Genomic DNA, 16,760 nt, shown 5'->3' with positions numbered 1-16,760 from the left:
GAGATGGAGGAGAAATAATGATTTTATTAGTTAACGCTTGTGTAAAAAAGAATTCAAGAACCAAAAGAATTGCTGACAAGCTTATAGAAAAGCTTAGTAAAAAAACATCTGAAGAAATATTAGAAGTAAAGCTTGAAAATATTTCTTTTCCTAAAACAGATGAGAAATTCCTTGCATATAGAGACGATTGTATTGCAAGGGGTGACTTCTCAGATGATTATTTCAACCTTGCAAAGACCTTTGCAAAGGCAGATACAATTGTAATTGCAGCGCCGTACTATGACTTATCATTCCCAGCTTCACTTAAGCAGTATGTAGAGCACATCAATGTTTTAGGCATAACCTTTGAATATACAGATGAAGGCTATCCGAAATCTCTTTGTAATGCCAATAAGCTTTATTATGTTACTACAGCTGGTGGTTGCTTCGTTCCGGAAGAGTTTGGATACGGATACATCAAGACGCTTGCCCAAAACTTCTATGGTATTCAGGACTGTGAAAAGATTCAGGCTGTTGGACTTGATGTGGTTGGCGCAGATGTCGAGAGTATTGTCAACGGGTGTATTTATAATATATAACATGCGTTTTTTAATGACAAATAGCTCCTCTGATTGGATGATTTACTTAACGGCAGTCTAAAGGCAAAAGGTTGCACAGCTACTGCACTTTCTAAATATTGCCACAAATTTTTTTCGCTCGTATAAATAATCAGAAATCAAAATAAGGGTGTCACAGTAGATGATGGAAGATTTCACCAGATACTGTGGCACCCTTATTTGGCTGTATCAAACAGACACTTTGGAATAAAAAAATACCAATTTTCAAAAAAAATTTCATGTTTTTCATTTGCAAAAAAGTATATCATCCAGATAGTGATAAGCTTTGGCCAAGCTTTAGTGAAGAATCAATTAAGGAGTGAGGGTATGAATAAGAAAGTATTATTAAGCAGATTATCAGCAATTTCTTTAGCCGGAATTCTATCACTTGGGGCGATTGCATGTGGATCTGGAAATGTACAGAATTCTACAGAATCACAGCAAGACACAGCTAAGCAGACGAGTGGAACCGAAGGCACAGCAGATGCAGAAAGTGTAGAAGAAGTATATTGGTTCTCGGATGTTAGTGGATGGGGACCAGCTAACTGGAACGGAGTTACAAGTTCTCCGGTACTTGATGCGATAGAGTCTGAGGTGGGAGTAAAGTTCAATATTGAGCAGCCACCAACAGATGCTGATACAAAACTTGGGCTTATGATAGCTTCAGATGATCTTCCGGATTTGATATCAATATCTAATTCGGATGCTATTACACAGCTTATAGATTCTGGCAAGGTATGGACAATAGATGAGCTACTTACTCAGTATGATCCGGATTCACATCTTTTAAAAGATTTTCCTGAAGATATAAAGACGGCGCTTATTAGAAAATATGGGGCATGGTATTCATACCCCAGCCATATGAATTCAAACAACAATATGGCTGTTTATCCGCCTAGCAGTGATACATACGAAAACAATCTGAAATATGGTGAGAATACTGCTGTAGCATTTAATAAAACTATCATGGATGCACTTGGTCTTACAGCTGAAGATGTGCAGACTGAAGATGCACTTCTAAAAACACTTGAAGTTGTAAAGAACTCCGGCTACACAGTTGATGGACAACCTATATATCCAGTAATGCTTCATGGTGATTCTTGGATTGATTCATCCATGGATGGAGTTATGGCACAGTCATTTGGTGTTATGCCAGTCGATGCTGATGGCGCATATAGACATAAGGAATTAGATCCTGCATACAAGGGCGTTTTAAAACTTGTTCAGACAATGTTAAATAAAGGCTATCTTGATGTAAACACGCTTACAATTGATGAACCTGCGCTTATGACATATGTGGAAACAGGAAGAGTTTTCTGCTGGATCGGAAACCCTGCAAACAGCAGCAACAAAAATGAGATTCCATGGGTATCATACGGACCTATCCTTGCGACTAATGAGGCAAGACCAACAGTTGCAATAAATCAGCAGGCTGGAACAGGCTGGATTCAGACCTTTGTTTCAAAGAGTTGTAAAAACCCGGAAAAACTTGCTAAACTTTTAAGTTTTGTTTCTACAAAAGAAGCTCTTTATCTGAATGAATACGGAGTGGAGGGGGTAGATTACACCCTGGATGAAAACGGACTTGCTGTAAGAACAGAAGCAGGAGAAAAGATATACGAGGAAAACTATCAGTCAAATATGTGGTTGTGGCCAATAAACAATACAAACTTTGAATGGGGAACACAGGCCGGACCTACTGAAGATTCTGACGCATACGTTTATAGCCAGGTAAGCACTGCAATTGGTATGTATAAAACAACATATATCTATGATGCTGCTTTATTTGGATTTGAGAATTCTACGGTTATTGAACCTACCAGTGACCTCGGAATTGCTCTTTCTCAGGTTGACAGCTATCTTGAGTCACAAAAGGCTAAGATCGTATCAACGACAAATGATGCAGATTTTGAAAAGGAATATGAAAGTATGATCAAGACTCTTGAAGACTACTCAATTCATGATATTGATGCTGAGTATGACAAGAAGCTTAAAGAGTATTGCGAAACGTATGGAGAAACAGTAGAAAACGTTAACGCAAAATTATATTAAATTTGGAGAGTATCAGCAAATGAACCACGTAATTGTAAATTGCAGAGTCAGCAAAGGAATAATTAACAAAAATATCTATGGTCAGTTCAGTGAACACTTGGGGCGTTGCGTTTATGAAGGATTATATGTAAAAGATGATGATAATATACCAAATGTCAATGGTATCAGAAAAGATGTGGTGGATGCCCTGAAAAAGATTGAGGTACCAGTTCTTCGTTGGCCAGGTGGTTGCTTTGCTGATACTTACCATTGGAAAGATGGAATTGGTCCAAAAGAGAGTAGAAAGACAATAGTAAATACCAGCTGGGGCGGAGTAACTGAAGATAACAGCTTTGGTACACATGAGTTCATGGAACTTGCAGAGCAGCTTGGGTGTGATGCTTATTTTTCAGGAAATGTAGGCAGCGGAACAGTGCAGGAAATGGCAGACTGGATTGAATACTGCAATATGGGCGGAATATCCCCAATGGCAGATTTGAGAAGAAAAAATGGAAGAGAAAAACCATGGAATGTAAAGTTCTGGGGAATTGGCAATGAAGCATGGGGTTGCGGAGGAAATATGAGCGCGGACTATTACGCTGATGAGGCGAAGAAATATGCTACATATATGAGAAATTATGATAAAGATTTCTCTATCTGCAGGATTGCTTCAGGTGCTAATAACGCGGATTATCATTGGACAAAAACTGTCTGTGAAAAAGCAGGAAGAATGATAGATGCTATTACACTTCATCATTACACTGTTACAAGCGATTGGGATCACAAGGGTAAGGCTACTGATTTTTCAAAGAGTGAATATTACAGTCTTTTGCATAATACATTCAAGATGGAAGAACTTGTAAGTAATCATAGTAGTATCATCAAACAGTATGAAACCTCTGATCACAAAATTGGACTTATTGTTGATGAATGGGGAACATGGTTCGACGTGGAGGATGGCACAAATCCAGCATTCTTATTTCAGCAAAATACTATCAGGGATGCAATTCTTGCAGGAATTAACCTTAATATATTTAACAATCACTGTGATACTGTCGTTATGACAAATATTGCGCAGATGATAAATGTGCTTCAGGCAATGATCCTTACAGATGGTGACAAGATGGTACTTACACCTACGTATTTTGTATATTACCTGTATAAGAAACATATGGATGCAATGCACCTTGAAAGTTATGTGGATTCAGATCGTCTAAATCATGATGAAGAGGAAGTTCCAAGAATTACGGTATCTGCAAGTGAAAAAGATGGTAAACTGCTGATCACAATGGTGAATCTTTCAGCAGATGAAGATGCTGAAACAACAGTATACCTTTCAGGATTTAATCCATCAGATGCTAAAGCTTCATGTGTAACAGGTAATATCTCTGACCATAATACTTTTACGACACCAGACAAGGTTGGCATTACTAATCTTGACGTCGTTGTTGATAAGTACAATAAGGAATTAAAGGTCAGACTGCCAAAATCCAGCGTTTGTGCCGTAGAGGTATATTGATGAATAAATGCAAAAGATGCTTGTTAGCCGAACTTGCAGATAAGGATAATGTTTATGCGCACGTACAAAAAGTACGTGCGCTGCTTTCTAAAGAAGAGAAAGCAACGCAAGAAAAATATCATGAAAGGCTTTCCACTTGCTTGAAATGTGACAATCTTTTGGAAGCTACATGTCAAAAATGTGGGTGCTACGTTGAAATCAGGGCACTAAAAATAGATTCTGATTGTCCAATAAAGAAGTGGTGATCGGTTTAAGACAATGAAAAGTAAGAAGAAAAACTATAAGCTTGGATATGATCTGGGAACGCAATTAAGACTCCATAGCATGATGCTTCCCGGGACAATATCACTTTTACTTTTTAGTATAGTTCCATTGTTCGGTCTGTTGCTTGCGTTTAAATATTATAAAGTTACAGACGGGATAATTGGCGTATTTACAAGCAGATGGTATGGCTTTCAGAATTTCAAAGTGATTTTTGGAAATCTGGATTTTAGCAGGATGCTTGTCAATACGTTAGGACTGAACCTTATAGGAAATATCATAAATATATTCTGTGCAATATTTTTCGCACTTCTAATCAATGAAATATCAAATGTAAGATTTAAAGGTGTGGTTCAGACAGTAACTTACATGCCTCATTTCATTTCTTGGGTTGTGTTTGGTGGTATTGTTATGATAATTCTGTCTTCAGATGGTGTTATCAACCAGATACTATTAAAGCTTAATCTAATAAGTGATCCGATAATATTTATTGCAAAACCGGCATTTTTCTGGGCAATAGCTATAATAGCAAATCTGTTAAAAGAACTGGGGTGGAGCACTATTCTTTATACTGCGGCTATAGCAGGTGTAGACCAGGAGCTATATGAGGCAGCAAATCTTGATGGAGCTTCAAGACTTCAGAAAATGCTCCACATTACTATTCCATGCATTAAATCAACTATAATGATCATGATTATTTTTGCTGTAGCAGGAATATTAAATAATAATTTTGATCAGATATATGTGCTTCAAAATTCATTTAACCTTGAAAGAAGTGAAGTGATAGACACTTATATTTACAAGGTTGGACTGCAACAATTACAGTTTGGAATGGCTGCGGCAGTTAATATATTCAAGTCAGCACTCGCTATAGCCTTATTGTTTATTGCTAATAAGGTTTCTAACAAACTGACCGATAGCGGATTATTCTAGGAGATGAAGCACAATGAAGATAAAATCATTAAAAGAACAAAGATTTCAAATTATTCTTACTGTCTTGATGGTCGTATTGATGCTGCTTGTTGTTTATCCTGTATGGTTTTCAATTATCAACTCATTAGAAAATGCTCAAGAGATTTCCAGATCAGGATACTCTCTATTTTTTCCGCACCAACTCTCTTTTGATAGTTGGAAAGCAGTACTTAATAATCCTGATATTGTTAATGCTTTTCTAATAACACTTAGCAGGACGATTATTGTAACAATACTGCAGACATTGTTTACAGCAATGTTTGCGTATGGGTTTTCAAGAAATAACCTTGTTGGCAAACGGTTTTATACAACCCTTGGATTTATTAGTATGTACCTTAATGGTGGTGTCATTGCATATTTTATACTTTTTAACGCATTTCATATTTACAATACGTATTGGGTATATATAATTCCATGCCTTTTTGGTGGCTTCTACAACGTTATTATTTTTAATGCCAACTTCAAGGCTATTCCAGACTCGTTATATGAATCTGCCAAAATAGACGGAGCAAGCGAGTACAAGATATTTTTTTCCATAGTCATTCCTCTTTCAAAACCGGTAATCAGCGCCCTTGGCATATTTACGGCAGTAGGAACCTGGAATGATTATACTCAGACTTTGTATTATACAAAATCAAGCAACCTTCAGACATTATCATATTATACTTTGTCTATTACAAAGTCTTCCGAGTCAGCTGCAAAGCTTGGGGAGAATATGAACACAGCGGCAACGTCTATTTTGACCACTATGGCTAAGTCAGCTTCAAACTATAAGACCATAGAGCTTTCGTGTATGGTATTATCAGCTATCCCGCTGATTGTTCTATATCCTTTTGCACAGAAGTTTTTTGAAAAAGGTGTAATGGTAGGCTCTGTCAAAGGATGATATAATTCGCTTATGTTAAAAAAAGACCGTATAAACAAATACATACTACTATTTATCTTGCTTTCCATTGTGCTAGTTGTCTCTTTTGCCGGCATAAGGGGAATAATGCAGAACTATTATGAAAAAAATGAGATAGATGATTCTTATTCTTTATTTGAACAGGAAATACAGGCTGCGATTAAGACAGAGAAGGAAGTTGAAGATTTACTACTATTAGTTACTCTCAATGATACTGTATCAGACTACCTTGAAGCTGAAGATCTCGCAACGAGAATGGCTCAAAGAAATAGAGTTTCTCAGCTTTTTGGTAGTTTGACCAAAACAGATTCCGGCGTCTGTGCTATTGTTTTTTATGATGAAAGTGGCACATTGGTAGGAATGCTGGGAGAAAAGTTCTTTCAAGTTGAAGATAAGTCTTTTCTTATCAATGGGGATACTTATTCTAATGTCCTTGCAAGTAATGAAGATACCTATTTTCATGTAGAGAACAGGGTATTTTCTAAGGCAAAAGGCTCGTTTTACTCTATAGGATCGGTAGCACTTCTATATAATACTCATAAACTACAGGAAATTGTAGATGTTCTAAGCATTAGACAGGATAGTTTTTCTGCTGTTGTAGACAAAAATGGAGATTTTATTGTTTCTTCCGGGATTTACAAAGAAGAATATGCAGATGCAATAAAGGGAAATATAGATGGTTTTAGAGACGATGTGGTTTATATTGATACATTACCAAACAGTGGTTGGAAACTGGTCAATATAATACCGGAAAGTTCCTTCGAAGTATTTCCTATTGAGATTCGATTTGTTAACCAGATCACGTATTTTATAGTGGCTGCGGTTGTTGCACTTATGTTTGTGGTTGTATTTCGTCAGGCGCTAAAAGGCGAAAGAGAAGTATTGGAATTGGAATATGAAAAAAAACGTACGGAGATGATAGCTTACAAAGGCCAGATCAATCCTCATTTTATGTACAATACTCTCGAAAGTATACGTGGTATGGCGCTATATAAAGAAGAACCGGAAATCGCTAAATTAACAGGGTCTCTTTCAAAACTGTTTAGATATAACGTAAAAGGAGATGAACTGGTAACTATCGCTGAAGTTGCTAAAAATCTACGCGAATATGCTCGTATAATAGATTATAGGTTTATGGGTAAAATTAAGATTATTGTAAATGTGTCTGAGGAAATAAATGATATCCTTATTCCTAAGATGCTGATTCAGCCAATATTAGAAAATGCTGTAATCCATGGTTTGGAATCAAAAGTTGAAGGTGGAACAGCTGTTGCTGATTTTTCTAGAAACTGTAGTAACAATAGTATATGCATCACCATCACAGATGATGGAAGTGGAATGAATGAGGAGCAGCTAGAGGCTGTTAAAAACATAATACACAATGGAAGATACAGACAAACAGGCATACATGAGGCAGGAACAAAAATCGGAATAGCAAATGTATGTAGAAGGATCACGCTTTTTTATGGAGATAGAGCTACAATCAGTGTTACGAGTGCAGAAGGAAAAGGCACATGCTTTTCTTTGCTTTTACCACCTGATGTGGAGGATTAAGATTTATGCTTAATGTTTTTTTAGCTGATGATGAACCATGGATTCTTATCAGTATGAAAAAAATAGTAAATTGGACAGAAGAAGGTTTTGTTATATGTGGTGAGGCTACGGATGGAGTCAAGGCGCTTGATAGAATTAAAAAACTAAAACCAGATGTTGTTATTTCAGATATAAAAATGCCTGGAATCGATGGAATGGAACTAATTAAAAGTATAAGAAAAGATAAAATGGACACTGACATAATAATCCTTAGCGGCTATTCTGAATTTGAATATGCCAAGACAGCTATTCATTATGGCTGCAGTGATTATTTGATAAAACCTGTTGATGAGGATGAACTGCTACAAGTATTAAGAAATATAAATGCAAAACGTCTAAACAAAGAAAAATCAGAAGAGTCTAGTTTATATAATTCTGAATCAAAAATATTTCAGGATATATTATGCTATATGAAGGAGAACTATTCTGATATAACTCAGCAAGTCATCTCCGACAGATTTCATATGAGTGTAAGTGCCATAAGTAATCTTTTTAAAAAGCAAACAGGAAGGTCTTATAGTGACCATCTTCTGGAAATAAGAATAGAAAGTGCAGAAAAATTACTAAGAACAACAAATTACAGCATTGAAGAAATAGCAGGTAAGGTTGGTTATAATGACTATTTCTATTTCATGAAAACTTTTAAGAAAGCTACCGGCATAAGTGCCTCCGCATATCGAAAGAATTTATAATGGTTCGTAGGGACGGGGTCAAGTACATTCCAACAAGATTCGCATTAAGCCTAAGCAACATTGTTCATGTACGCTTTTAATTGACGGGAAGGAGATGTGATGGTATATTGTAACTAGAAAATAGTTACAAGAGGAATTACTGTGCCAAAAAAATCAAAATTATTGGAAAAACTTCTATCAAAGCCAGCACCGACAAGTTTTACAATCAGAGAACTGGACGCACTTATGAAGCAATGTGGCTGCGAGAAGTTCGAGGGCGGAAGAGGATCAGGAATAGGCTATTATCATGTTGAAACCAAACGCATCCTTCAATTTGACGGTCCACACCCAGGTAATGAACTATATAGGTATCATATAAAGATGGTCATAACATTTCTTAAGGAAGTAGGTGAGATAGAATGATAGGTTCACTGATGGAATACAATGGATATCATGCAAAAGTAGAATTTGACCAGGAAGATCAGATATTCATAGGTCACGTTCTTGGAATCAATGATTCCCTAAACTTTCATGGAGAATCAGTAAAAGAGCTTACCCAGTCAATGCATGACTGCATAGATAATTACCTTGATTATTGCAAAAAGATTGGTAAAGATCCTGAGCGTGAGTTTAAAGGCTCCTTCAATGTTCGCATTAAGCCTGAACAGCATAAGAAAATTGCATTATATGCCGCTAATGAAGGAATTACTATAAACCAGTTTGTATCCAGAGCAATTGATGATGAGCTAGATATCCTGGAAGGTTAATCAAAAGGCATAATAATCAGGTATTTGACGTATCAAAGAATTGTATGCTGATAATTAAAGATAGGATTTTATGATTGAAAGGTGTCCCTTTTTTTATAAATATTGCCAACAAGTAACGATACAGGAGCCCAATTTTCCGGGCTTCTTTTTTTATGAGTTGGCAGACTGGGGGTAAATATTTTTTGCTAGTGGTTCATTACAGGAAATATATTGCAGAAGATAACTATACATGGTAATATATTTGTAACACGACGTTAAATTCTAGTTTTATGTCGTGTAGATAGCTATAAACAAAAACTAACTGTTTTGGCTTAATTTACGCATTGGAGAACAATATGGGTAAAGACTCCGCATACTACAAACAATTAACAAAGACAAAATCAGAATACATCAAAGAAATCAAAGATCAGTTACCGGTTCATACGCATTCATTCATAGATAACTGTGTTTTAAGCTATCAGATTGGAACAGCTCTTGGGTATGCCAGAGATCTGCTTGATTTCTACGAATATCTCCATGTATGCAATCCAATAATTGCAAAAATTAAACTGAATGCAATTCCTCATGAAATAATTGAAAAATTAAACAGCCGCGATATTGATGCTTACCAAACGCACCTGATCACTGCAAGACAGCTGAATGAGCGATCAACAGCTAGGAAAATGGCCGCTATTCGAAATTATTTTGCTTATGAAACAAGGCAGGGATTCCTTGATGAAGATATTACTTTGAAAGCTGCCAAAAATAAGAGAATAACAAAGAAAACAATTACCAGGCTCGATCAACATGACGTAAAATCCCTGGTGAATGCTGTGGAGAATTCCCAAGTAGCTACCGAACACGCTAAAATCTACGCTGAAGCCACCGCAAAACGCGATCTGGCTATTATTACGCTTCTTTTGCATACAGGAATGCGTGTGTCAGAATGCGCCGGACTTGATATTGACGACGTGGACTTTAAAGATAACACTTTGAAAATTGTGAGAAAAGGTGGAAATGAGTCCAAACTCATGATCAATGAGCCTATCCGTAATACTTTGCGTGATTACATAATAAATGAGCGCCCCACTCTCGTTGAAACTGACAGTGAAAGCGCTCTTTTTATCTCGCTAAAGCATAACCGTATGTCTGTCCGCAGCATACAAAGGATGGTCGAAAAGTACGGGAAGAGCTCAGGTCTTAATACTACTCTCTCACCTCACAAGCTCCGCAGAACCTTTGGCACCGCGCTTTATAACAAAACAGGTGATATTTATATGGTTGCAGATGTTCTTGGTCATTCAGACATTAACACAACTGCAGCTCATTATGCTGCTATCGATGAAGAACACAAAAGGCAGGCTGCTGATGTAGATTTATATGGAGAGAATTCTTTGTTTGAAAAGTAAAAAAAAATTTTTTGAATAATGATTAAAAAATAGATATAATTCCATTATACATTCTCATAATGGATTAAAAACCAATCAGTTTATCTAGAAATAATGTACTTTCTTCCTTCGATAACCCTTACAATATTTACAAGATAACATTTTGCGTTTTTGATATAGTATCTTTGCTTTAGGTGATAACTCGTATTTTCTACCACATAGTCCACAATTCCACCATACATTTTTAGAATATGAGGATAGTATTTCCGAAGGGCTACATAGCAGGTAATTACTAGCAAAATCCCACTCATTTAATAATTCTGGATATCTGACATCGCTTATTTTTACACGCTCACTCCGAGGCCATAAAACTTTTCAAAGTATGTATGCAACGATTATTTCTTGCTGTAGCTGAAAGCATTTTTTGTAAAGCTCATCACTATCCTTGAAGCCATTGATTGTACTGAAAGCAGATATCGCTTTATCATAGTTTCCGTTATTCATTTCAGCAACAGCAGTATTATAAACCTTTCTTGGCGCCAGATACCCTTTATTGATATATCCAAGTAACTTTACCATACCAATAATAATGAGAAAAGCTGCTATAAGTGCAAGTAGTCCTTTCATGAGCTTGCTAATCATCTTTGCTCTTGCTTCGCTTGCCGCTAGACGCTCACGTTCTTCTTTTTCTTTTACAATACTTAGGACATCCTGTTCAGACATTGTCTTCTTTGTAGTATCTCTGTTGCGAAGAAGACTCTCTATTCCAAGAACCAAATCCTGTAAAGCACCTATCTTGCTTAAGTCTTGAGCCTGATAAGAAGATAATTCATCTGGCAACTCATATGCAGTTATATTTTTATAGACGGGTATTATTCTTTTGTCGGCATCTTCTGACATGAACGCGAGGAATCTACTCCACTCATTCCTTACCCATGGTGCTTCGAAATGATCTGCAGAAGTAGCGACAACTATCATTACCTTTGCTGACCTTAACGCAGCGTATATATATGGTTCATAATCCTCTCCTAGCTTGTCTCTAAGAGTTAATCTTATCTTTCACAGCTGCTTTTTTATAAAGTTTTAATGTAATGATATAAGGGTCAAAAGCCCTTTCGCATAAGCATATCTGTTCCTTGAAAAATTCATACAAACCGATTTTTGATGGAAAAATGTGATGTTTTTCTCTCAAAAGGTGGATATGACATGGATATTCTCTGTATATCATCCGGCAAGTACCGGACTTGTGGCATAATGTCCCAGACCCATCCGGTATCGGAACTATTAGGCGGAGCGTTAGTCAGAAAATCAAATACCTGTACAAATGTGAGAAGATTGATATTGTTTTATTTTCGCTCCACATATTGGACATGTCCATTCCTTCGAAAGAAATGAATTGTTCGTAGGAACCAAAAGACCACCCTCGCCACTCAGTTCATGTACATCACATTCATCTTTTCCACCTGCTACAAATCCAAGTTCCTTGTTTGTTAATCCTCTTTTTTCTTTACCCATATTATACCTTCCTTTCTCGAGTATACACATCCCAGTATCGTAGAGTATATACTTGAATATTGTTTAAGTATAAGCTTATCAAAAAAGTAATGTATATTTTTGTTTTGATCTCTGATTATTTATACGAACCAAAAAAATTCGTGTCAAAAAAATGAAAATTATTTTTGATAATATCTTAATCAACTATTTCGCAGTATAAAGGCCTGAACACGAGCGACAATACAGCTCTTGCTACATACGAACAATATTCAATAAACATAAATTTTGACAAAACCGGAAACCATTACGCTCTTCACAGTTTTTCTATTGTAAATTGGAATTGTTTTGTTTATGACTAATAATTATTATGTTTTTGAAATAATTCTAGACTTTATTAAGATGTTCAATTTAGCAAATCAAAATAAAATAATAGATAAAATACATACAATAAATTAAATCTATTCATTGAATATATCTAAAATTAAATTTTAGACATATTCAAGTAAAATATAGAAAAGCTCTAACAAAACTACAAATATAAAATTATATCAATAATTATTTACTTTTAAGCCGCATCTTTTGCCTCGTATTCTTCTATCAGGCTGTCATAGGCTCCAATCGCCTTGTCAAAACGATCCATTACATCCTCTGCCTTGTACAATCCATTTGGATCGGCGTTTAATCCCTTAAGCTTCAGATTGTAGATTCCGGGGGGATTCTCGTCATTTAAAAGAGACATCTCCTGAAGCTGCCCGGTTTTTTGATAAACTATATCAAGGCTTATAAATTCCTGACCAGCCTTGTCTTTCCACTTACTGACTACAATTTTCCCTCCAATTGGTGTCTTTTCCAGTGTTTCTGGAAGGTTGTAGTCCTGGATTTCAAGAGCTGAGAGCACGCTTGCCAGGTTTGAGTCATGTCCGCACAGAAATGTGAACTGCCTGCCCTCTGTAGTCAGCTCTTTTTCAATTTCTTCAAGAAGTGGATGAGCCACATTAACTGAAACAGATGGAGCTGAAAAGAGAACATCACCGTAAACATCCTTAACCTCAGAGATTGCCTCCCATTCTGCTTCGGTAATATTATGACCAAAGGCTGCCTTAACAGGATCTGACTCTTTTGTGTCTGCTAAGAACCACCACTTGTTCTAGAGAATAGCCATCCCTTGAAAGAGTTGTTAATACATTCTCCGCTTTTTCTTTACTGCCGCTGTTTCCACATCCGCTTATGCCTGCGCATGATAAAACAAACGCAGACACCAAGATTATCGAAAGCATTACGATTCTTCTTTTTTTATTCATAAACATCCTTCTTTTTAACCAATCGCACAAATACTTCTTTAATTTTACATTATTACGTCATGCAATAATCTTAAATAAGTATAAAAACTCAAGCTCAGAAATTTGTTTGCATAAAAAAGCAGCAGACCATTCTTTCTGATCTACTGCTTCGTGTGCATATTACGATATTAACTTGTTCCTTCTGAAGCTTTATCCCTTAACACTTCCAGCTGTAAGTCCCTGAACAAAGAACCTCTGGCAGGAGATGAACACAGCAAGTATCGGGATCAAGCTGAGTACTGATAATGCAAATACATATCCCCACTGTGTGAACTGATGCTGACCAAAGAACCCTGAAATAGCAATAGGCAACGTTCTTTTTAGATCATCATTGATGACCGTATTAGCCCAGGGGAATTCTTCCCAGGCCGTAAGGAAGTTAAAAATCGATACTGATGCTATTCCGGGCTTTGCGAGTGGTATAGAAACATTAAAGAACACAACAAGAATGCTTCCACCATCCATGTATGTCGCTTCATCAAGCTCTTTTGGGATATTCTCAACAAATCCTTTTATCATAAAGGTTGAGTATGGAATAACCCATGCAACATAGAACGGAATCAGCCCCCATATACTATTGATGGTCTTTAGCTTTACAGCCAGCTCGTACTGCGGAACAATCATTGTAGTTCCAGGAATGATCATTGTAAGGATGATAAATCCAAACAACAAGCTCCTTCCGGGGAACTTAAACCTGGCTATACAAAAGGCAAGTGCGGATGAAACGATTGCAGACAGTACGACCGTCAAAGTAGAGACCAATATGCTGTTACCGAAATTTCCTATGAATTTCTTTTGACCAAGTATATATGCGTAATTCTCTAAAGTTATCTCTTTCAGCTTAGGGAAAAACCTGGGCGGATACTCATAAAGTGCTCCATTGGGCTTTAGAGAGGTGCTCACCATATATATCATTGGCATCATCACGATAATCAGACCGGCAATAAGAAGAATATATATCACCAGCTGGGATAATCTTCGTTTCGACATAATCTCTTTTCACCCCTCATCCTTATTCTGCATGAGTCTGAACTGTAATACCGCAAGGACAGCCAGCACTATTGCAATAATGAACGATAACGCAGCGGAATATCCGAACTTTCCATTACTGAAAGCTTTGTAATACATCCATGTAAGTACTACTTCCGTATCATGACCGGGCTTACCGCCTGTAATGAGCTTTGTTGATGTATAAACATTAAATCCGCCGATAGTCAGCATTACAAGAGCGAAAAGTATCGTACCCCTTATACCCGGAAGTGTTATATGGATAAACTTCTGCCATGATCCGGCACCATCAAGAGATGCACTTTCATACAATTCTAGTGGAACAGTCTGCAGAGCTGCAAGGAACACGACCATGTTCCAACCTATGCCCTTCCATATGCCAAGGAGCATGGCCACTGTCATACCACCCCATCTGGAATCCAGCCACCTCACGTTCTGTGAGGTGACATGGATAACGTTTGCAAGAAAATAGTTAAGGAGACCTTCCGTATTGAATACATACTTGAACACGAGTGATGCGATAACCCAGGATGTGATAACAGGCAGATAGTAAGCTACCCTGAAGCCGATCTTCACATGGTTTATGGAATTTATGAGCATTGCTACTAACAAGCCTATCGCCATCTGTGCAGGAACTGTGATGAGTGTATATACAATGGTGTTGGTAAAAGCAATTCTAAAATTCTCATCAGCTAATACTGTTCTGTAGTTTTCAAGGGCAATAAATTCCTGATCCAGAAATGAGCCAAAATCCCACTTGAAGAAACTCATCCAGAAAAGCCTGATTATGGGATACACCGTAAATATCCCAAATACCAGAAGCCCCGGCAATAGCAAAAGTAGTATCTGCAGTCTGCTCTTAGCATTAAACTTCATTTTCTTACTCCAAAATGTCTATTATTCAGCGAGAAGTGTGTCAACCTTTGCAGCAAGCTCATCCATAGCTTCCTGTGCAGTCTTATCACCGTTTACAACCTCTGTAACTGCAGCTGCAAGCTCAGAATCAAACTCTGACCAGCATGCTACTGTAGGACGTGACTTAGCTGTCTGAAGCTGCTCGATGTATGGAGCAAAGTCTGCATCCTTAACTGTATCTGTCTCAAGAGCAGTCTTGTTTACAGGAATCTGACCGCACTTAGCCATCTCAACCTGCGCATACTCGCTTGTCATGAACTTCATGAACTTCCAAGCAGCATCCTTGTTGGCAGAATTAAACATTGAAATATCTTCGCCGCCAAGAACAGATATTGATCCGCCATCTCCTGCAGGCACGGGAGCTGTCTCGTACTTAAAGTCAGGATATGCGCCTGCAAGCTCTGCAACCTTCCATGGGCCTTCAAGGAGCATTACATATCTTCCTGTTCCAAAGCCGTCTGTCATAGGGATATCACCACTATTCCATCCGGTAATGGCATTTTCTTTGTAAAGATTTGCAAACATCTCAATTGCTGCAACTGTCTCTTTGCTATTAAGATATCCAGTTGCCTTGGTCTGATCCTCATTTGTAAGGCTTCCTCCCATGCTCCAGATAAATGGGCAAAGATTCCATCCTGAAAGACCGGGTTCATCATAGCCCCATACCTGCTGACCATTTGCATTTGTTCCTGAAAGCTTCTTGCAGGCATCAGCGAATTCGTCCATGGTCTTAGGAACAGCAATTCCTGCCTCTGAAAGTGCCTCAACATTGTAGTAAAGGATCTTGGTGTTTGTGTTGAGTGCAAGGCCATAGTTATCTCCGCCAATCTCTGCTGTGGACATCGCGCTCTCAAGAAGACCGCCGGCGATATCGTTATAATCACTCATTTCCTTGTTAAGAGGAACAAGTATGCCCATCTTTTGAAATTCTGGGATCCATGCGCTGTCAAGACGTGCAACATCAGGAAGAGTGTCAGACTGTGCGCTGATAAGAATCTTGTCATGAAGATCTGCCCACTCGTGTGATACTGCATTTACCTTTATACCAGGGTTCTCTTCCTCGAATTTAGGAATAAGAACTGTGGTTAATGTTTCATTTTCTGGTGATTGTGCGCTATAATGGTGCCAGAAGTTAATCGTAACTTCCTCAGTAGATGCCTCTTCTTTAGTCTCATTCGTTGAAGCAGGCGCCTCAGTTGCTGTTTCCTGGCTCTTAGAGTCAGATTCAGATGTTGCTGGTGATTGTCCGCATCCCGTTATAGCTGCCAGGCTTGTTACAGATGCTAGTATGATTGCCAGCAATTTTTTTCTCTCTTTCATTT

19 protein-coding genes are annotated in these 16,760 nt (G+C 37.6%); 11 read left to right on the top strand and 8 right to left on the bottom strand.

Translation table 11 applies throughout. The annotated features are described in order from the left end of the window. Positions 1–17: 17 nt before the first annotated feature. From BM146_RS04895 to BM146_RS04845, 11 genes are all read left to right on the top strand, one after another. The gene (locus BM146_RS04895) at positions 18–578 is read left to right on the top strand and encodes an NAD(P)H-dependent oxidoreductase (protein WP_074885196.1); all 561 of its coding nucleotides are present in this window, start codon (positions 18–20) and stop codon (positions 576–578) included. Between the two features lie 345 nt (positions 579–923). Further along, positions 924–2,648, top strand: coding sequence for a type 2 periplasmic-binding domain-containing protein (locus BM146_RS04890; RefSeq protein ID WP_074885193.1), 1,725 nt, complete (start codon positions 924–926; stop codon positions 2,646–2,648). Positions 2,649–2,667: 19 nt separating this feature from the next. After that, a complete protein-coding gene (locus tag BM146_RS04885) occupies positions 2,668–4,146 on the top strand; it encodes an alpha-N-arabinofuranosidase (RefSeq protein WP_074885190.1) in 1,479 nt (492 codons plus the stop codon). Continuing rightward, a complete protein-coding gene (locus tag BM146_RS20485) occupies positions 4,146–4,391 on the top strand; it encodes a DUF6171 family protein (RefSeq protein WP_074885186.1) in 246 nt (81 codons plus the stop codon). Before BM146_RS04885 ends, BM146_RS20485 begins: the two co-directional genes overlap by 1 nt. 13 nt (positions 4,392–4,404) lie before the next feature. After that, complete coding sequence (locus BM146_RS04875; protein WP_074885182.1) at positions 4,405–5,340, top strand: ABC transporter permease; 936 nt, start codon at positions 4,405–4,407, stop codon at positions 5,338–5,340. Between the two features lie 13 nt (positions 5,341–5,353). Continuing rightward, positions 5,354–6,265, top strand: coding sequence for a carbohydrate ABC transporter permease (locus BM146_RS04870; RefSeq protein ID WP_074885179.1), 912 nt, complete (start codon positions 5,354–5,356; stop codon positions 6,263–6,265). 105 nt (positions 6,266–6,370) lie between these two features. Continuing rightward, positions 6,371–7,837, top strand: coding sequence for a sensor histidine kinase (locus BM146_RS04865; RefSeq protein ID WP_074885176.1), 1,467 nt, complete (start codon positions 6,371–6,373; stop codon positions 7,835–7,837). A gap of 5 nt (positions 7,838–7,842) precedes the next feature. Continuing rightward, positions 7,843–8,568: a response regulator transcription factor gene (locus BM146_RS04860; RefSeq protein WP_074885173.1), complete on the top strand. Its 726-nt coding sequence runs from the start codon at positions 7,843–7,845 to the stop codon at positions 8,566–8,568. Positions 8,569–8,709: 141 nt separating this feature from the next. Beyond that, complete coding sequence (locus tag BM146_RS04855) at positions 8,710–8,970, top strand: type II toxin-antitoxin system HicA family toxin (RefSeq protein ID WP_074885170.1); 261 nt, start codon at positions 8,710–8,712, stop codon at positions 8,968–8,970. After that, positions 8,967–9,314 (top strand): type II toxin-antitoxin system HicB family antitoxin, encoded by a 348-nt coding sequence (locus BM146_RS04850; RefSeq protein WP_074885167.1) that lies wholly within the window; start codon positions 8,967–8,969, stop codon positions 9,312–9,314. The genes BM146_RS04855 and BM146_RS04850 overlap by 4 nt, the downstream gene beginning before the upstream one ends. A 335-nt stretch (positions 9,315–9,649) precedes the next feature. Next, a complete protein-coding gene (locus BM146_RS04845) occupies positions 9,650–10,702 on the top strand; it encodes a tyrosine-type recombinase/integrase (RefSeq protein WP_074885164.1) in 1,053 nt (350 codons plus the stop codon). An 84-nt stretch (positions 10,703–10,786) separates the two neighbouring features. On the opposite strand, the gene BM146_RS20480 is transcribed toward BM146_RS04845, so the two are convergent. The 8 genes from BM146_RS20480 to BM146_RS04805 form a co-directional block, all read right to left on the bottom strand. Beyond that, positions 10,787–11,023, bottom strand: a complete 237-nt coding sequence (locus BM146_RS20480; protein ID WP_074885289.1) for a zinc-ribbon domain-containing protein — start codon at positions 11,021–11,023, stop codon at positions 10,787–10,789. Positions 11,024–11,056: 33 nt separating this feature from the next. Then, positions 11,057–11,737 carry a toll/interleukin-1 receptor domain-containing protein gene (locus BM146_RS04835; protein ID WP_083413401.1) on the bottom strand — a complete coding sequence of 227 codons (681 nt, stop codon included), beginning with the start codon at positions 11,735–11,737 and terminating at the stop codon, positions 11,057–11,059. Positions 11,738–11,989: 252 nt separating this feature from the next. Beyond that, complete coding sequence (locus tag BM146_RS04830; protein WP_074885158.1) at positions 11,990–12,196, bottom strand: hypothetical protein; 207 nt, start codon at positions 12,194–12,196, stop codon at positions 11,990–11,992. 544 nt (positions 12,197–12,740) lie between these two features. After that, positions 12,741–13,232 (bottom strand): histidine-type phosphatase, encoded by a 492-nt coding sequence (locus BM146_RS04825; protein WP_330391736.1) that lies wholly within the window; start codon positions 13,230–13,232, stop codon positions 12,741–12,743. 43 nt (positions 13,233–13,275) lie between these two features. Then, a complete protein-coding gene (locus BM146_RS04820) occupies positions 13,276–13,476 on the bottom strand; it encodes a hypothetical protein (protein ID WP_074885150.1) in 201 nt (66 codons plus the stop codon). Between the two features lie 189 nt (positions 13,477–13,665). Then, positions 13,666–14,505, bottom strand: coding sequence for a carbohydrate ABC transporter permease (locus tag BM146_RS04815; protein ID WP_074885147.1), 840 nt, complete (start codon positions 14,503–14,505; stop codon positions 13,666–13,668). A gap of 9 nt (positions 14,506–14,514) precedes the next feature. Beyond that, complete coding sequence (locus BM146_RS04810; RefSeq protein ID WP_074885144.1) at positions 14,515–15,399, bottom strand: carbohydrate ABC transporter permease; 885 nt, start codon at positions 15,397–15,399, stop codon at positions 14,515–14,517. Positions 15,400–15,420: 21 nt separating this feature from the next. Beyond that, the gene (locus tag BM146_RS04805) at positions 15,421–16,758 is read right to left on the bottom strand and encodes an extracellular solute-binding protein (RefSeq protein ID WP_074885141.1); all 1,338 of its coding nucleotides are present in this window, start codon (positions 16,756–16,758) and stop codon (positions 15,421–15,423) included. Positions 16,759–16,760: the final 2 nt, after the last annotated feature.

The sequence above is a fragment of the Butyrivibrio proteoclasticus genome (assembly GCF_900115735.1).
In the GTDB taxonomy this organism is placed as follows: domain Bacteria; phylum Bacillota; class Clostridia; order Lachnospirales; family Lachnospiraceae; genus Butyrivibrio; species Butyrivibrio proteoclasticus_B.
This window is presented reverse-complemented; position numbering and strand designations above follow the sequence as displayed.